The sequence below is a fragment of the Planctopirus limnophila DSM 3776 genome (assembly GCF_000092105.1).
Lineage (GTDB): Bacteria > Planctomycetota > Planctomycetia > Planctomycetales > Planctomycetaceae > Planctopirus > Planctopirus limnophila.
This window is the reverse complement of record NC_014148.1, coordinates 13,307-31,714: the sequence shown is the minus strand read 5'-3', so window position 1 is coordinate 31,714 and position 18,408 is coordinate 13,307. Positions and strand designations below refer to the sequence as shown.

Annotated in this window: 12 protein-coding genes; 4 read left to right on the top strand and 8 right to left on the bottom strand. The window is 53.8% G+C overall.

Annotated elements, in window-relative coordinates; translation table 11 throughout:
- Window positions 1-108 precede the first annotated feature (108 nt).
- Entirely contained in the window at window positions 109-3,744 is a 3,636-nt protein-coding gene (gene ccsA, locus PLIM_RS22095; RefSeq protein WP_013108307.1) for a cytochrome c biogenesis protein, read from the bottom strand.
- A 198-nt stretch (window positions 3,745-3,942) separates the two neighbouring features.
- Window positions 3,943-5,106: a hypothetical protein gene (locus PLIM_RS22090; protein WP_148226924.1), complete on the bottom strand. Its 1,164-nt coding sequence runs from the start codon at window positions 5,104-5,106 to the stop codon at window positions 3,943-3,945.
- 944 nt (window positions 5,107-6,050) lie between these two features.
- Here PLIM_RS22090 and PLIM_RS00110 point away from each other — a divergent pair.
- On the top strand, window positions 6,051-6,380 hold the full coding sequence (locus PLIM_RS00110) for a hypothetical protein (RefSeq protein ID WP_013108304.1): 330 nt from the start codon (window positions 6,051-6,053) through the stop codon (window positions 6,378-6,380).
- A 108-nt stretch (window positions 6,381-6,488) separates the two neighbouring features.
- On the opposite strand, the gene PLIM_RS00105 is transcribed toward PLIM_RS00110, so the two are convergent.
- From PLIM_RS00105 to PLIM_RS22085, 3 genes are all read right to left on the bottom strand, one after another.
- Window positions 6,489-7,181 carry a hypothetical protein gene (locus PLIM_RS00105; RefSeq protein ID WP_013108303.1) on the bottom strand — a complete coding sequence of 231 codons (693 nt, stop codon included), beginning with the start codon at window positions 7,179-7,181 and terminating at the stop codon, window positions 6,489-6,491.
- A gap of 145 nt (window positions 7,182-7,326) precedes the next feature.
- Complete coding sequence (locus tag PLIM_RS00100) at window positions 7,327-8,076, bottom strand: 3-keto-disaccharide hydrolase (protein ID WP_013108302.1); 750 nt, start codon at window positions 8,074-8,076, stop codon at window positions 7,327-7,329.
- Window positions 8,077-8,583: 507 nt separating this feature from the next.
- On the bottom strand, window positions 8,584-10,257 hold the full coding sequence (locus tag PLIM_RS22085; RefSeq protein WP_013108301.1) for a C45 family peptidase: 1,674 nt from the start codon (window positions 10,255-10,257) through the stop codon (window positions 8,584-8,586).
- A gap of 285 nt (window positions 10,258-10,542) precedes the next feature.
- Here PLIM_RS22085 and PLIM_RS00090 point away from each other — a divergent pair, with 285 nt between their 5' ends.
- A complete protein-coding gene (locus PLIM_RS00090) occupies window positions 10,543-12,123 on the top strand; it encodes a sensor histidine kinase (RefSeq protein ID WP_041400859.1) in 1,581 nt (526 codons plus the stop codon).
- A 45-nt stretch (window positions 12,124-12,168) separates the two neighbouring features.
- Here PLIM_RS00090 and PLIM_RS00085 read toward each other — a convergent pair whose 3' ends face one another.
- From PLIM_RS00085 to PLIM_RS00075, 3 genes are all read right to left on the bottom strand, one after another.
- Complete coding sequence (locus PLIM_RS00085) at window positions 12,169-13,503, bottom strand: HD domain-containing protein (protein ID WP_013108299.1); 1,335 nt, start codon at window positions 13,501-13,503, stop codon at window positions 12,169-12,171.
- A 227-nt stretch (window positions 13,504-13,730) separates the two neighbouring features.
- Complete coding sequence (gene thyX, locus PLIM_RS00080; RefSeq protein ID WP_013108298.1) at window positions 13,731-14,672, bottom strand: FAD-dependent thymidylate synthase; 942 nt, start codon at window positions 14,670-14,672, stop codon at window positions 13,731-13,733.
- 96 nt (window positions 14,673-14,768) lie between these two features.
- On the bottom strand, window positions 14,769-15,101 hold the full coding sequence (locus PLIM_RS00075) for an ArsR/SmtB family transcription factor (RefSeq protein ID WP_013108297.1): 333 nt from the start codon (window positions 15,099-15,101) through the stop codon (window positions 14,769-14,771).
- Between the two features lie 491 nt (window positions 15,102-15,592).
- Between PLIM_RS00075 and PLIM_RS00070 the strand changes: the two genes are divergently transcribed.
- Window positions 15,593-17,302 carry a UDP-N-acetylmuramate--L-alanine ligase gene (locus PLIM_RS00070; RefSeq protein ID WP_013108296.1) on the top strand — a complete coding sequence of 570 codons (1,710 nt, stop codon included), beginning with the start codon at window positions 15,593-15,595 and terminating at the stop codon, window positions 17,300-17,302.
- The gene (gene murB, locus PLIM_RS00065; RefSeq protein ID WP_013108295.1) at window positions 17,193-18,071 is read left to right on the top strand and encodes a UDP-N-acetylmuramate dehydrogenase; all 879 of its coding nucleotides are present in this window, start codon (window positions 17,193-17,195) and stop codon (window positions 18,069-18,071) included. Before PLIM_RS00070 ends, murB begins: the two co-directional genes overlap by 110 nt.
- Window positions 18,072-18,408: the final 337 nt, after the last annotated feature.

The window sequence follows — 18,408 nt, the reverse complement described above, 5'->3', positions numbered from 1 at the left end:
TTGCACTGGTTATTTCTTCCCCTCATCCCGGCCTTCTCCCGTCGGAACGGGAGAAGGAGTAAGACTTATGCCCGCGTCCGCGTGGGAGAACACATCAGGCCCAACAAGTTAACGGTCGTAATAACTCAGCAGTTCCGGATGTCTCCGGGCACTCCACCAGAACCCTTTAGGAACCAGCCCCAGCATCACAACGACCAATTGCGAAAGGACGAACAGGCCCAGCCAGAAGAGGGTTCCTTCTTTGAACCCATAAGAATGCAGCCCGACACCCAGTTCGTTCACGCCAAACCACGACCAGCTCACGACGATGTTCCCCATCACAGCCAGGACTGCCAGCCCTCGTTCTTTCACGAGGCCTCCCCAGCGGGCGTGCAATGCCAGTGCATTCCACAGCACAATCATCAGGGCGCCGTTTTCTTTCGGATCCCATCCCCAGAAGCGGCCCCACGAATCGTCCGCCCACAGTCCGCCGAGCACCGTCCCGACAAAACTGAAGAAAATTGAGAAACACAACACGCCATAGGTCATACGATAAAGCTCGCGGTGCATGTTTGGAGTCAGCGAAGGCGTCAGCACGCCACGCACCAGATAGATCAGCCCCAGGAGCCCCGCGATGTAAGTGGTCGCATAGCCCAGCGTGATACACGTCACATGTGTCGCCAGCCAGAACTGTGTATCCAGCACGGCCTGCAGCACATCGAACGTATCCCCATCAGCCGCCAGACCCCAGGCAATCAGGAGTGTGGCATATCCAGCGGTCGCTCCAATCACATTGCCAATCCCATTGCGATAGATCGCCTCCAGCAAAATCCCCAGCAGTACACTGGCCCAGCCAATGAAGACCGCCGAAGAATACAGATTGGTTACGGGTGGTCGTCCCGAAATATACATCCGGCCTGCCAGCGCCAACGTATGCACAATGACGCCCAGAATCAGCAGCGCCAGTGCGGCTCTCCCGAGTGGCTTCTGCCAGAAGAGCCACGAGAGCATGGCCAGCACGAATCCCGCCAAGTACACCACAGCCGCCTGAGTAAACCAGTCGACCCGGTTGAAATAGGCTTCAAAACGTAACTTTGTCAGCGAAACATCTTTGAGGTTCTGTGTCGCCAGCCACTCCCGATAATCTGCAACCGCTTTATTAAATTCCTGAGGTTTATTGGCTGCCCACGAGGAGTAGATCGTGACCAGATAAGACAGTGCCTGGCTGTCCTGTTCTTCGCGAGAAAGAACCGAACGAATAATGCCCATCGTCCAGGCGGAAGCAAATGTCTGCCATTTGTCTTCATCTGCAGCCGGTGGGACTGCCAGTGGTGGATGACGAACTTCCAGCGCCTGCTGACGACGAATCGCTTCACGCAGATCGTTAGCCGGGTTCTCCTGACCAATCCGCGGCAATCCAAAGGCTGCAGTCAGCAGATCGAGTTGGCCAATCTGGCGCTCAAACTGCAGCAGCTTCTTCTCAAAAGCCGTTAACTCAGTCGCAGGTTTTTCTCGAGCCAGATCTGCCTGACGGGCCAGTTCCGGCAGCTTATCAGCCACTTCCATCGGGCTGTAACGAAAACCAGGGCGACGCTCCAGCCCCAAAAGTGCCAGCAGTTCAAAGTTCTCGATCCGCAACACCCGGTGATCACCACCCACTCGCGGCTGCGCCATAATATCAAGCAGCCAGCGGATGGCCGGTTGCGACTTGTCGTTGGCATCGGCATAGGTCGATTTACCACTCAAGACCTGGAGTGATGTTCTCGCCAGGGTATCGAATGGTTTGGTACGTCCTTGCGAAACGACAGGGAGTTCACCGAACGAGGCCAGATCAAACTCTGTGAAAGGTGTCGAACGCGGCATGCTCTGGCCAGCGATGTAACCTCCAAAGACCAGCACTGCGACTCCCGCTGGAATCCAGCCCCACACTCCCCACGTCTTGGGCTTGGGTTCGTCTTCAACCACAGGTCGCTTTGCAGGTCGCCGACGGGGATCATCGCTGATCTCTGCTATGCTCATCGCAGCTGGCTCAGGCTTCTGAATGCGATTGAGAAACCGCAAGAGCGTGATCATAAACTGGGCCAGCATCCCAATCGCCACGATCATGCAGCTCACATAAGGAATCATCCAGCCCTGATTCGCCACCACCGAGATCGTGGAGAACTCAGCCCCCGATTGCGGACTCTGGTGATAACCCGTCTGATACAGCGTATCCCCTGCAAATCGCAGCGGATTATTCATCCAGACCTTCACATCGCGATCGACATGTCGCGCAGGGTCGTAAATATGGAGATCCGAAGAAAAGTCTTTCGGTGTACTGGTACCGATATAGAGCTCACGCCGCACATCTTTGAGCGTGACCGAGTAAGGCTTGTAATGACGTTCAAACCTCAGTGCCAGTTGATACTTTTTCCCATCGATATCGACAGAATCGATTTCACCCGATTCCGCCAGGAGTGCTGAAACCAGATAAGTTCCCAGCGAAGTCCCGTCATTCTTGAACAGCTCAATATACGCCGCCGGCATATCGACTTTGCCACCGGCATCCGTCCCCTTGGAAGTCTCAGCGGCTATGGCACCAATTTTGAGTCCATGGCCCGCCGTCGCAGGATTTGTGGCAAACGATTTGGGATCAACAATCTGGGCATTGTTGTAAAACTTGTGAATCCGTATGCCGAAAGGTAACGCGGGGTCGGTCAACGTCTCATCAAGAGCTCCCCCTGTTGAACCACCACCCAGAAAGCCGGGGAGATAGCGCTTCCAACCCCAGGGTTCTCCCAGCAGGACATTGCTAGGAATGACCGTCACCGATTCGCTTTTGTCATTGAGCGGGTTCGAAATGGCCAGTTCAACAGTCCGCACATCCTGTACAAAGTTCTGTGTTTGTCCTTCCGAGAGCGACATTTGAGCTTCGACAGCTCGCGTGCCTACCAGGACTTCACTGAGCATCAGAAGGGCGATTCCACCATGGAGCAGCACAATCCCCGCGCGCTGACCGAAGGCCAGCAGACAGCCAGCCAGTAAGCATCCGCCCGCCAGACCTCCTTTGGTCAATTGCCAGAGAATTCGCATCGAAGAGGGACTGGGAGTTTCGCTATTCCCTGGAAAGAGCAACCAGATGATGCCCGCGATTGAAATGGCCAGACCTGTTGCCAGCAATCCCCAGGTCACAGGTTTTGAAAGTGGCACCCAGAATAAAGAGGCAAAGAGCAGCACAAACGAAGCATAGACACTGACCTTCAGGCACAGCCAGAGTTGATCGTAAAGTTGTTGATTCTCGGGCAGAATTCCACTGGCATTATCACCACTGATAATGACGACCCAGGTCATGGCTGCACCCACCAGCAGCACACCGATTCCGGAAAAAAGACGCAGCCCCTTCGCCTGAAAGGTGAAGCGAACGGTGTGAGCTGCCAGCAGGTTGATAGCCATGATCGTTCCAATCAGCCACCCCCCCGGGAAGTAAAAACCACCCGGAATTTTGGGCATATCTGGAAAGAACGAAGGGGGGAAGAATATCTGAAACTTGATCCATGCAATCGGCGTGCGGAAGTAATCACGGATCACCACCCAGATATCGTCTTCCACCTGGGCCAGCGTCCCCGCCAGCACAATAAAGATTGCCATGGCGAACAGCACGACTGTCAACTTCAACGAAGCCAGAGGCATCAAGACGGATCGAACGAGGCCCAGTAAGCCAGGTTTCGAAATGGCCGGAACATTCAGTTCATTGAGGGCTGTGCGGGGGAGAAATTCAGTGGCCATATTGCATGATCCTGGCGTCGGCCCAAGAGCCGCTGGTTTGAAAAGCTGGCGAATTCTTCAATGGTGAAAATCATGGGCAGCCGCTTCGGGCTGGAAACATAAGTCTCTCGATAATGACGACGATTTTCGGCTCAAATCGTAAGTATCAATTTTCAGGCAGATCACAAAAGCTCAATACTCCAGGGTGATCCACAACTTCTAAGGTAAGGCACTGGTCTCCAGAAACTCCAGAAACCTGGCCTTCTCCTGCTGGGCCAGTGGTGTGCTCCCCTGAAGTTTGACAAACCATGTTCGATCTCCACGAGGCAAAACAGCCCCCAGAATCGATTGTCCTTTTGAACCTTCAATCTCAATGAGCTGCGCAGGGCCATTGGCTGTCTTTACGTTTTTCAGTTCAGAAGTGAGGGCTGCAAGTTCAATCGCTGGCATTCCCACCTGGTCACGCCAGCGGTTGATGTTTTCCAGCAACCCGCCCGATTCGCCAGCCAGATCAATGACGGTGATCTCGACACGCTCATCCCCTCGCGTCACTTCATAAGCCGCCTTGCGAAAGGCATTTAACTTCCCGGGTTTCCACTCTGCGGGTGGAGTGAGCTTGATCTCTCCTTCCACCATTTTCTGCATCTCATTGACAGCCGGTGGCTTTGTCTGGCCTGATTCTGCTGCAGGCATATTCGCAGTTGAAGCAGTCCCGGGAGCTGACATACCACCCATCATCCCCTGGCCTTTCGCCCTGCTGCCCTGCATCAGCACGAACACGACCTCATCGTCACCCTGCTTTTCCGTCGTCTGAGAAACAGAAGAACTCTCCATGGGCCCGATCCCCAGTTGACCTTTCCATCGGGAAAGATTGGCATCGAGCTGTGAGTCCCACTGTTCGGGAGATCGAGGTAATGAGGAAACCGTCAACTCGATGGGGGCTCCCGCTGCATCTTTCATCACGAGTGTGGCAAATCGAAACTGATTCCCCGGGAGTTGTGACCAGCCTTCCGGAAGCGTCCATTCGGGATTGCTTCCATCGCTGAACTTTACGCTGGCGACAAACTCTTTCCATTTCGTCGCCAACCCTGCGACCGCTTCCGGAGAAGCTGTCGCTTTGAAAAACCACGCCTGGTTCCCTCGTGGCCAAATAGCTCCCCAGGTTGTCGCAGGTTCAAGTTCAACCTGCGGTGCCTGAGGAACATCCACATTTCCCCGCTCGACAAATTCTGGTCGGGTCACTTCGTACTGGCGAATTCCCGGTGCTTCGCCGCAACCTGCCAGTAAGCCCATCACCATGCAGAGAAAGAACCAGTGATAGCGCATCGGCCGATGCTCAGCCTGCAGGAGACGATAAGCCATGTTCATAGGTGTTGAATTCATGTTGCGTAGGAGTCAGGTTGGCAAGGCAGAGGACGACGGTCACTTGCCTCGGGCAAGTGAGACCGTGCGATTGTGGCAAGTTCAGGCAGGTTCAGATCACCCCCAAAATCACGCAATGCTCATGACGAGGCCTTGCGAAGAGACTAGCGGAGATTCTCATTTCTCTCAGAATTCTTATTGGCAAAAGTCTTCAGTATCTCACAACGACCTGGATGAAATTCTCATCATCCATCAGATCGACGTTTGCTGATTATAACCCTTCTTGCGGTCGCTCACCTACGGAACAAACCCGCTCAACCCGGCAGATTCTCAAGAATGGGTTGCCATCGGGACGAACTCTGGCTGGTCAAATGCCAAGCGAAATCACAAACATGAACAAAAGACCACGCCCCTAACATTCAGCCTCTCTTTGTGGGCTGTTTCTTTTGGTAAAGATGTAAAAATGGCGAATCGCGGCGCGATACAGACCGTTCATCTCTTTGAACAGTTTCTGAGTGGAACGGGCGGTATGACGTTTTTCGTCAACATCGGGTAAATGGTTGTATTGTCATTTACATCAAGGTGTTACGTACTTTCGATTATCTCCGGCTGCACCTCCAGTGTGGGTCAATGTCAACACGCTGGCATCATGCGTGCATAACGATTCATGCGTTGGGTTGCCACGCCCGACACGCGTCCAAAGCTCGCCTTTGCGTCAGTCGAAACGACGTCATCAACGACGAGGTTTGCGACCAATTTCTCTCGGACTTCAGAGAGTTCGCTCTCTTCTCGTCAATAGCTGCGCAGCGTGTGCATTGTCGGCCGGCAATCACACAACCCGTTCGTCTGATTCTTGAGGTTGTGCCCTCAGGGATCGCAAACAGCTCGCCACAGTTGTTTGCAGCAGCGTGAAAACACGCTGTGCTGGTGTCTCATCTCAACAGTTCACACAGAAAGTTTCACACATGTTTCGTAACCTGCTCAACGATGAAAACGGCGCCATCATCAGCGCTGAACTCGTTCTCGTTCTCACCATTCTCGTCATCGGCGTGATCGTTGGCCTCAGCGAAGTCGCTGTTGCTATCAACACCGAATTGAACGACCTGTCGAACGCTATCGGCCGTCTCGATCAGAGCTATTACTTCACAGGCTTCAAGGCCATTTCCCCCAAGTTCAAGAGTGCAACCGCTGGTTCACGCTACAACGACGAAGTTGATGATTGCGATCTCAACGGCACATGCGAAATCGTTTGCGGCGCTTCGACCGTTGCTACAACCGAAGGTGGTTCAATCTAGTTGAATCGCCTCTTCCTGAGGCGGCTTACTGGAACATCGGAATCCCCTGCCAGACAATTGTCTGGCAGGGGATTTTTCGTTTGATGACGCATTCTGTGCAAACATGAATCACGTGGCAGATCGATCCCTGCGTGCATAGCGCACAGCAATCCACTGGCTCAATGTTCTCACAGGCCGCAGACGTGAATGATGCCAGGCTCCCTCATGCAGCCAGCCGAATCCAAACAAGCAACCGATTACACAAAACACGATCAAACCGCTCCGTAAGGTCTGATCTGTGGCAAATCGTTCGATCCAGAACTCTCTCCATGTCTGCGCGGGTGGGACTGGCAGTTGGGGAGCAGGTGGTTCCAAGGGATATGCCAATAGCAGATTTTCAGGAAGTGGATAACGCTCTTCGTTATTGCCAATTCCACCCAGTTGAGAACGGGCCAGCTCCGCTTGAAAGCGCTCATCGTGCTCCAGCGCCTTGGCAATTTCCCGGAGAGATCGCGTCTGTTCCTGGAGAATGACCAATTCCCAAAGGCTCTGCTGATACTGTTTTGTAAGCACTTCCCGTCGATGCAGCTTGGGAGAGAGCACCAGTGTGGCAAACGAGAGGCTCACCAGTGCCAGCAGAATCCAGAAGGCAAACGACATCAGAATGGATAACGCTCGCGGAGCTTCCAGGGTCGCCCCGCTATTAGATTCATCGAGAGTGGTTCCACGATGCAAATGATCTGCCTCAACCTTTGCAGCCGATCCAGGCTCCACAGGTTGAGGCAGATTTTCTGCAGATATGGTGGCCTCAATGGTGCTCATTGGCAGACTGCTCGGCGAATTCGAGCAGTCTGCATGAGTTCAATTGACAGGCGTAGACATCACTTGCAGCGAATGTTGTGCAATGTGTCTTCTGGGAAAAGTTGACCGTCTGGCCTGACTCTAGTTTTGGTCGTCAGGCTGGTCTTTAGGGCAATTCGCGGATCCGGATGTTGCGGAATTCTACGGGAGCCCCTTCCGATTCGAGGCAGAGAAATCCTGTCGCGGGTTCGCACTTTTCACCGCCCGAAACTTCCTCGCCATTCACCCACAGGCGGATCTCGCCATTAATGGCCCGCACATAGTAGTGGTTCCACTCGTTGATCCCTTTGCTGAGGTTTTTCCTCGGGAACGAACGCTGGCCATTGGGGGCTGTGGGTGGAAAAGGCTTCATCTTCGATGAACCTACAGGGAAGACATCCCCATGCGAAGTAAACCAATCGGCCTTTTTGCCAGTCGATTTCTCGTATTGTTCGGTATAGCCATGATCGAGGACCTGCACTTCAATACCGCCCGGGGGAAGCTGTCCAGGCTTGATGCTGTTCAATGCCTGTTCGCTGGCCCAGACAAAAATTCCCGAGTTCCCACCGGCACGCAGGTGCTGCCACTCAGCCACCAGCTCAAAATTCGTGTAAGGCTTGATCGAGCGAATGACACCCACCGGCTTGCCCGTGCATTTGACCAATGAACCATCCCAGGTCCAGGTATCCTCGTAGCAATTCACGTTGGTAAAGTCGTCTTTGCCCAAAGCCCTCCAGCCGGGCCCAACGCCATCGATCTTCGCCACGACACCAGTGGCGGCAGCGGTCTCTTCAGCCACGACCGCTGGCAGATCCGAAAACATTATCCAGCCAGCCGCCATCATGGCACAGCGACCAATCACACTTTGAATAATCATGCTGCGAAACCAGGGTATATTTCTCACAAACTGCCTATCTTGTCTGAGACCCAGGTGCCACAAGAAAACCCAATCAGGCCCATGGAACAAAACCGATAGAAGGTGGCTCCAGACTTCTCGGTCCGCGGGAATCTCGACTCGATTGATAATCGAGCGAGACTGGACAGACAGACTGCCACACCTCGTGGACTAGAGCAAGAGGATTGATAAATTTAGTGGCAAAGTGAGGCTGGTTGAGCAGAAATGTCGCCACCTCGAACACCACAGAGCAGAGTTCCCATTAGTACGGATTCCAATCAACAACTGCACTGCGAGTGGCTGGGGTTGAGCCTTCGAACCCCCAGCGATTTTCGGCACGAACTGGGGGTTCGCGAAGACGCTCAACCCCAGCCACCCCATACTATGGAGCGAAGTTGAATCTCGGAAACCGAACAAGTTCACTGGCCCCAAAACACTAAATGTTTCAAGGCTTGTTAGAAGCAATACTTTCCATCTCACCGAAAGTTTTCACTCGCTCGTGGCGCTGGTGGCAGGAACTGGCGGATTCAAAGGCGTGGCTGGCACGACAGGGACACTCCCGGGAGCCGGGAAAAGTTTTTCGGCTTGCCGCACCGCCTCCTGCAGAGCGGTCAAACCCTGCTCGGCTGACTGCACATGGATCATCTGCTGAGAGATCGGGCTGACCCCTTTGGCACGCCACTGCGCGAGCAGTCGCTCGACACGTTCAATCACTTCATCTTCCTGATTCCAGACCGACTCCCAGATCGGCTTAAGCCCGGTCGTTTCAATCCCACTGATCCCGGAACTGACGGCACCACTGCTGCTCGATGCCCCTTCCTCGCGTTCAGATTCTTCGCCGCGTTCGGCAGGTTTGGCATCACTCGCCGTCTGCGATCCACTGACTGCCGATGTTACCGCTGTCGATGAAGTCGAAGTCGATGCCGCGACCGGAGTGTCGTTGGCCGTTGTCTGCTGGCGATAGTAGACCTGGCGCAGTTGACGGGCTGCGACGCCCACTGGCCCGCCTTCTTTTTCACCTCGCAGATCGACACTCACTTGTCGCATGCCCACCCAGCAGGGGACAGCAATGGTGAACTTGGGATCGCCCAATCCTGCCCACATGGTCGTCAGCAGCGGGTTTTCTCCAGGCTTCACACCATGAAATACGACAAACGAAACAGTCGTCGTCCTGCTGATCGTATTTTTTGTTTCAATGAATGGAGGAAGTTCTTCCTCGGGCGAATTCACACTGCCCGCACACGGTGTTCCTGCAGCATCAGCGAGATCGCGGGCGACGTGCCGCAACAGATAACGCACATCGAGAGGACCACTCTTCTGATCGTCATGACCCTTGAAAGGTTCCTCCAGGAGTTCGCGTGCACGAAAGTATCGCTCAGCTGAATAAACATCCGAAAGGTCCGCCCGTGAGGGATGGTCGCTTAGTGTTGGGCCGGTGGCTCCTTCGCTTTTGAGCGCTGCATTTTTGCCCGTGATGGAAAAGTTAGACCGCACAACAAACCCGTGGGGGGCGACCAGTGGATCATTCGCATCGAATTTGCGATAGCTGGCCCTTGCTGTTTCAAACAGCACAGCGCCGCCCTGGGCATCGATCACACCAAAGTTTGCCGCTGTCGAACGACCCGACTGATTCGTCTCTTCCAGAAGCTTCTCGACATCTGCGACCGTGGCACAGTCACGCAAGACTTTGAGCATGAAGCTGCCATTTCCCAACCCCTTGGCAGTCTTGGGAAATGCCAGATCATTCGTGACCGAATTCTCGATGCACAGCCCGGCACTGTTGACCCCCATCCAGATCGATTGACGGGCACCGGCATTCACCACAGCCAGCACCTTGTACCGGCCATCTTCGATGAAAACGAGCTCATTACGGAAATTCGGGGCATCGCGGTTCTTCCACAGAAGTGGTCGCCCATCGCGTGTCGCTTTCCCGCTAATCACTGCCGTCGTGCAGGCCAGTGCTGTGGTTTTAGGCAAAACTGTCGCCAGGAGCAGCACGCTTAATGAGAGCCCGAGCCATCTCGTGAATCGACCCATTCCCGCATCCCGGAGAGCCACTGGATTCAGGTGACTGTTCAATCGCCCACCTTGATGCCGACGGAAAAATTCAATTGCTGGAGATTTCAACAATTCCCAACTCAGATACTCAATTCCTGACGGCATAGAGGCCTCGATTGGTGTGGCAGTATTTCAATGCAGAATGATGTATTTGTTCATATTCCAAATGGAACCATTCACAACAAATAGACCGCAGCAAGGATTGTTCCACTTTCTTGGACATAGCAAAGTTGCGTAGTTCTCGATCTCGATGATTCACGTTTGGCATCTGATCAATTTCTCAATTTTTCTGGATCCTCACTCTGCAAACTTGGCATGTCTGGCGGAGGCGTGAAACAATGCACCTAGAGCATATTTCCCACGACTACACTTAAGCCAGGCAGCACGATTTTGGCCAGCTTGCCGATCAATTCCAGCCCCTCAGATACAGCCACGAAAGATCGTGCTGAATTCCGAGGAGACTCGCTTTCACCCACTCCTGACACTCAGCCCAGAGAATCGGTGCAGTGGCAACTTCTTAAACCACTTCTGGCAGTTCTTATCACGGGATTTTTTCTCGCCTCACTGACGAATGCCTGGCTGGCGATTGCGACTGCCAGAGCCAACGAATCGACCCGTATCAACGAACTCAGTGCCAGTCTGCAAAGAGCGTCATTTCCACTCAATGCCAGCGTCTTCAAACAATTGGAGGAACTGACTGGAGCCCGATTTGTCGCTTTAGCTGCTCCCTCGTCCTCACAAAACTCGATCACCTATCAAAGCTCACAACTTTCCCTCGAAACCAGTCAATTGATGATGGCTTCCTTTCCCTCAATTGGGACTCCTTCGCGACCCCAAAACATCCATGCCGGAGGCGAAGACTGGCTCACCCGTACGATCGAGCGGTCTGTCGGCCTCCCTCAAGGCCCTGCCTCTCGGCTGATTATTCTTTTGCCGGTCGAGAGCTGGCAAAGTCTGTGGTGGCGAACTGCACTCCCTCCTGTGCTTGCTGGGACTTTGGCCGCCTTTGTCTGTGTGGTGATTGTCATCTGGATCTCGAGGCGACTCACTGGCCCGCTGTTGGACGTGGCCTCCCAAACAACCCAGATCGCGCGGGGAAATTTATCATTACTCCCAGTTCCCCGCCGCAATGATGAAATCCGCGATCTCATCGTCAATGTGAACTCGATGTCCCAGGAGTTAGTACAACTGCATCAATCGATTCGTCATGGCGAACAGCTCAGAACATTAGGGCAACTGGGGGCAGGCTTTGCTCATCAGTTGCGAAATGCCGCTCTCGGGGCTCGTATGGCTCTTGAATTCAGTGAGCGTGGCGATTCGTCATCCAGTGATCATGAATCCGTCCAGATTGCTCTGGCTCAGCTGCAGCGGATGGAGTTGTATCTGGATCGCTTTTTGAGACTCAGTCGGCCCGATCGAGTTCACTCCACAGACAAAAACTCGGGCCATGTTTCGCCCAGTCAGACCATGATCCGACTCAGTGGACTGGCAGACGGAGTCCTGCAACTCATTGAACCTCTGGCGAGACACCGGCACGTGGAGCTGCATAAAGACACTTCAACATTCTGGGAAGTTGAAGTCCGAGGTGATCTCGTCTCGCTCGAGCAAATGCTGTCGAATGTGGTGATCAATGCTCTGGAAGCCGCCAGTTCGCTGGAATTGACTTCAGAAGCGAGTGACCAGCTTCCTGCTTCATTAAAGTTCAAACCCACGGTGGTTCTCAAATGTCTGACCACTGATCACGAAGTGGAACTTTCTGTCTGTGATAATGGACCCGGGCCACAGGCGAATGTTCAGGAAACACTCTTTCAACCATTTGTCACCACACGTCCTGAAGGCTGCGGACTGGGCCTGTCTGTGGCTCAGGAAATCGCGACGGGTCATGGCGGTGAGATCACCTGGAATCGGCAACAGGAACCCGATGGCACCATGTGGACCATCTTTCGCATTCGCCTCAAGAAGCAAAGATAAACCTCTCCCGCGAAAGCCTTTCATGCGGGGTAAATTGAAGCTGACTTAGCTCGCTCGCGAGGCGGCAGCAAGCTCGTCTTCCAGACCTGCCAGATCCTTCAATATCGGTTTCCAATCGGCTTTCACAAACAGTCGCACACGTTTGACGAAATCATCAAACTGCGTTCGCGCCAGAGCATCGACCACGGGCGAAACTTCCTGCAAAGGCTGGTAAGTGCCCGTTTTGGGCGACCAGATCGTCACTCGAAATTCGACTTCTTTATGCACAGGCGGGGCATCCAGCAGCAGATCTGTCGGGCCGAATGCCTGACCAGTTTTTGCAGAAAGCCTGTCTGTCAGCCTCTCCATCACCTGCACCAGTTCTTCGTAGGGCCTGCCGGCCAGCATCCGATACAGCTCAGGGGATTGATGCTCGCTGAATTCCAGCACACGCTTGTGCAATTGCCGCCTTGGACCAAAGACACCTTCCATCAGAGGTGCCACAATGGTGCCTTTGGCTTTCGACCGTAATTCCTGAGTCACTTCCCATTCGCTCTTCTCAAAAAATGCAGCCAGATCGAGCTGATGTCTCAGTTCATAAAACGAGCGGCTGAACATGCACGTCGCCGACCTGACGGCATGGTGCCAGTAAACCTCACTGAACATCACATACCGCGCAAAGACCATCAGTTCGGCAGCCGTCCGGCCTTTGGCACTGATTGCCAACCCATCGCCTGCCTGGTTAACAACTAAAGAGCGGATCAATCGTTGCCGATCAAAGTTTCGCCCATAAGGGACACCGGCATGCAGACTGTCCCGCTCCAGGTAATCCATCTTGTCGATATCGACCGGGCCCGAAAGAATCGATCGGAGTAAATTGAGTGCCGGCTCATCGGTCCTTTTGACCAACAGATCGAGCACCTCTTCGGGTTCGATCTTCCACTGATTGAGCAGGACCTGCCCGATCTCTCGATCGCGTGAGAGAAACTGAGCCGCAAAATGCTCATGATGGGGAATATCCGGCAGGTCGAGATCTTCAATCGGGTGGCAGAATGGCCAATGCCCCAGATCGTGCAGCAAGGCGGCTGCCAGCAACATCTCGGCATGCCGGGGCGTGACAATCGCCTGAAAACGTTCATCTCGACCGAGTTGCCACAGGTACTCCAGTGCGTTCTGGAAGACTCCCAGAGAATGCTCAAAGCGAGTGTGTGTGGCTCCCGGATAAACCAGCGATGAAAGCCCCAGTTGTGAGATATGTCCCAGTCGCTGAAACTCGGTGGTATCAACGAGCGCACGGACTCGATCCGTAAAAGGGACATCCTGCTGCATCGGGATACGAACCAGCGGCCCACTTCCATGAAGCCCTGCCAGTTCGGGAATGTCGAGATAAGGATGCCGCATGGTCAACGATCACCTGAAATTCCCGAGGCGGCATACGTCCATTTGTAGGGTGCATGCAGTCCTCGGAATGCACCATGTATTGCTAGCAAGTAGGGCAGGCTCCCGCCTGCCGATGATCGGTATTTCAACAGTTGTGAACGTGAGGGAAGTGAGAATTGGTGGATTGGCATGCACCCTGCTTTTCTTGATCAACTTGACCGGCATGCAGGAGCCTGCCCTACATCTCTCTACTCAACCGCCGGTTGGACAATCCCCATCTCGACCAGTTTTTCGAGGCATTCATCACGCTCTCGGCTGCGTGTTAATCCGGCCCATGTAGGATCCTGCACGGCCAAAAAATCTGCTTGTGAATAGGGAGGGACTAACTTCATGGCACTGGCCCGTTCGGCTAACCGCTGAATCATCCCCACTTCCAAACGACTGAGGAACATCCCCTCAAAGCGATAGTCGAGAAATGCTTCCCATGCCACAGGAAAGAGCGGCCGAATAATCTGCTCGCCAATCGTTTTGGCAAAAGTCCGGATTTCATACTGTGCATGAGAATCCATGCGTAATGAAAGAAAGCCCAGCAGATTGTGCAGATCGACTTTCCAGTAGGCCTCGGTGTAAGTGCAGAGCGGCAGATCTTTGCGGGCCTGCTCGCGGGCGACACCCTGGGCGAGCCGGGATTCGTAGAGCTCACGAGCCGCAGTCTGGAAACGTTCTTCGGCGGCGGTGAGTTCCGCCCCGATTTCGTTCGGCAGAAAGCCCGCGCTCCCCTGCCGGTTGGAGGTCGACTGGCTCCGCCATTCACCAATGGGTGTGCTCTGGGCCGAATCAATCGCGACCGAATATCTTGTGCTGTATTCGTTGACATTGGCTGTCCGATGACGGATCCACTGTCTCCAGCAATCCATCGGGACTCGCACCAGCAGTTTCACTTCAGCCATTTCGAACGGTGTCGAGTGGCGGTGTCGCATGAGGTAACGAATTAGAGTCCGGTCGTCTGAAACCCGCTTGGTTCCTTCGCCATAGCTCACGCGGGCGGCCTGCACAATCGAGGAATCGTCGCCCATCACATCGACAAGGCACACAAACCCGTCATCGAGGACCGGAAACTTCTTCCAGCGGAGTTCTTCCAGAAGTGCCGTTCTCGAAATCTCTTCGGGGGCTTGATCGCTGTTCGCCATGAGTCTATCTCTCCGCAATTGAAAACCTGGTTGCGGGAGTATGGCGAATCAGTCCGGGATTTTCATGCAGAGCAGGTCGTCATTTCCCCGCCCATGCTATTCCGCCGAAAGAATGGTCTCGGAGACGCCGAAGCGGCCTTCAACACATTTCAACAGGTCTTTCAAGTGTGGCTCGATGACGTGATAAAACACTTTGCGCCCCGATTTTTCACTCGTCAGAAAACCACACCTTTGCATCAACCGCAGATGTTCCGAGGCCATCGCACTGGGCAAATCACACGCCTGGGCCAGTTCGCTCACCGTAAAATCTTTCTGCAAAAGCATTTGCAGAATCCGCAGGCGATGAGGATGGGCCACAATCTTGAGGCACTCGGCGGCCTCAGCCAATGCATCCAGCGGAGTGAGTTGAAGCGGAGACTCAAGGGCCATGAGCAGGGCCTTCCATGAAATCACACAAAAGTAAGTGTTGAAACGTATACAGTAAAGAGGGCTTTTTCCAGCCATTGAGTTCGAATTGAGGACGGGTATTTGCAAACAATTTCTTCGATCCGGTTTTCACCGAACACCTGGCTCATCTCTTCAGCACTTCAAATCTCTGCCCATCGGTCACCCCAGCACAAAAAAGGAACTGTAACTATTTATTATTTAGAGACTTGAGAGATACAGACGACCCTTTCGCCTTGTTGCCATTTCCTCAGTTGTTCGACCTAGCCAAAATCTCATTTTTCATCGATAACCCAATCGGGCCGCCCATGGTGCATAACTCATTGTTCATGCTCACATCTGTTCATTCCCCGGACCGAACGATGTCATGAGTCAAATGCTGATCGTGGCTCTCACTTAGTAATTCTCTTAGCAGCGTCGCAATCTTTCAGGCCGTTTCCAAAATGTCTGCCCGCGAGTGGGCCTGGTAACACTTTTTGACCAATTCATCGCACATCACCGAGAAACTTCTGGCGAATCCATGGGGAAAGCATGGTTCGCCAGTCTGGATTCACCTGATCGGTGTTTGCGGCAGTGGTTTGCGCTCGTTGGCAGAGTATCTGCTGGCCCGGGGTTTTTGTGTGACCGGTACCGATGAGCAACTGCCGACAGCCGGGCTGAGTGAACTGTTTCCACGAGGTCTGGTTTATACCCGCCAGAAAAACTTGCCCCGGGCTGCCATTCATTCGCCAGACGCTACTGCGCTAGAGTCTGGCTTTTCCTTTCCCGAATTGTCGCGACTCACTTCCAATCCGGAAAACAGGCTCCGTCAATCAATCGCTGCTGTCCCTGATCTAATCATTCACAGTGCCGCAATTCCGCCAGCGGATGCCGGCTTGCAGGCCGCCCGGCTGGCCGGGATCCCGGCTATCCCTTACCACATTGCGCTCGCTCACCTCATCAACTCCAGTCGCAGCCTGTGCATTGCCGGTACTCACGGGAAAAGCACCACCACAGCCATGGTTGCCTGGATGCTCTCCAGTTCGCTGGCACCTGAGATTACAGATTCAATCGTAAATACTAATCATCCATGGCGAGCATCCTTCATTATGGGTGGAGAACTGATCGCACCTCTACCTCTATCAAAGCCTGATCAGGCCATGGCCACCTTGCATAGATCTGGCAGTTATGTTGAAGGGGACTGGCTGGTCGCTGAGGCTTGCGAGTACCGCCAGCATTTCCTCGCTTACGAACCCGAACTTGCAGCAATACTTTCTTGTGAGCCCGATCACTTCGATTGTTTTGCCAGCGAGGCCGAATTTGGCGATGCTTTTTCGAAATTTGCTGCCCGTGTGAAGCCAGATGGCAGGCTCGTCACAGCGGCGGATTCTCCAATGGCACTTCAGGCGGCCGAGAACGCGCAAGCACAAGTCGAAACGTTCGGCCTCTCGATGGGGAATGCAAAATACCCTCACTGGCAGGCTCGCCAGATTCAACGACTTGGTGCCAAGAGTCGGTTTGAGTTGTTTTATTGCGGAAAACACCGGGCGAGCGTCCAATTACAGATTCCCGGCAGGCACAACATTCTCAACGCACTGGCAGCACTGGCTCTCACTGAGCAGACGGGTTGTCCACTACCGCATCGCATCCAGGCACTTGCCAGCTTTCAAGGGATTCGCCGACGGTTCGAATGGAAGGGCCTCTGGCGTGGTATCCACCTGATCGACGACTACGCACACCATCCGACGGCTGTCATCGAAACTTTGCGAACTGCCCGGCAGATCTTCGGCTCCCGGAGAATCGCTCTCGCTTTTGAACCTCATCAGGTTTCCCGCCTGCAGGCACTGCTCCCCGAGTTTGCTCAGTCACTGGCTCTGGCAGATCAGGTGTTCATTGCCCCGGTTTTTGCAGCCAGAGAAGGCAATTCCGCACTTAAGCACACTTTGATTCAAGACCTTGCCCAACGTGTCCGTTCGGCAGGAATTCCTACGGAAGTCTGCGGCACACTTGACCATCTGCGGTCATCCGTAGAGCATAAGGCGGGCACAATCGATGTGCTGATTACTGCGGGCGCTGGCCATATCGACCGGATTCACTATGAGCTTTCTCGAAGAATTCCACGACATTCTCAAACGCGACGAGCCACTGGCTCCTTACACCTGGATGAAACTGGGTGGCCCGGTGCAGTACTTTCTCGAACCGCGTAGCGTCGAAGAACTCGTCGCTGTGGTCAAAGCCTGTGCTGCCCAGCAGATCACAGTCCGTGTTCTCGGCGGTGGCTCGAATCTTCTCGTACGGGATGAAGGCGTCAGTGGAGCAGTGATCAAGCTCACACATGAAGCTTTCCAGCACATTAAAATCGAAGGCACAACGCTGGTCGCTGGTGGTGGAGCACTGCTCTCCAATGCCATTTCGCAGGCCGTCAAAGCCAGCCTTGCCGGGTTTGAAAATCTCGCGGGAATTCCGGGAACAATTGGCGGCGCTCTGCGTGGTAATGCCGGTGGCCGCAATGGCGATATCGGCCAGTATGTCAGTTCAGTCAAAGTGCTGACGATCGACGGTGAAATCATCGACCGCTCGGACGATGAACTCTCTTTTGGCTATCGTCAGAGCAATCTTACGGAACTCATCATTCTCGAAGCCACGTTCCAGCTCATTGCCGATGCCCCGGATGAGATTGTCCGCCGCCTGCGAAAAACGTGGATTATGAAAAAATCATCTCAACCACTCGCGGCTCAATCGGCAGGCTGTATCTTTAAGAATCCACGCGGTCTTTCGGCGGGTTCATTGATTGAACAAGCCAACCTGAAGGGAACTCGTGTCGGTGGAGCCGAAATCAGCGAGCGGCACGCCAACTTTATCGTCTCGAATGGAAATGCCTCCTCCGCAGACGTCCTGCGACTGATGGATCTGGTACGAAGCAAGATTTCTGAACAGTTTGCAGTCGATCTGGAGTCAGAAATCCAAATCTGGTAAATCTTCGTGGCTTTAGCAGTCGATGCGTGGACAGGCGTATGTTTTCATCAGCAGTTTGAATACGCCTGTCGGTTGCCTGACATTGACGACCATTCTTCGTCGAGAGATTTGTTTCGGCAGATTCTGCCACTGCTCTGCCTCTACGATTGAGCAGTCAGACTTTGCCGAGAATGAGCGTTTAACGTACAGCTCAGGTTGGAAGACTTCAGGCCAGAACACATAGTGAGCGGAAATCGCTGTGCCAACATGAAGTTTGCCAGCATGGGAACAATTTAGACTCGGGTTCGCGAGAATAAAAGACTCAGGTTCGAGAGAACAAAGACTCAGGGAGGAGTCG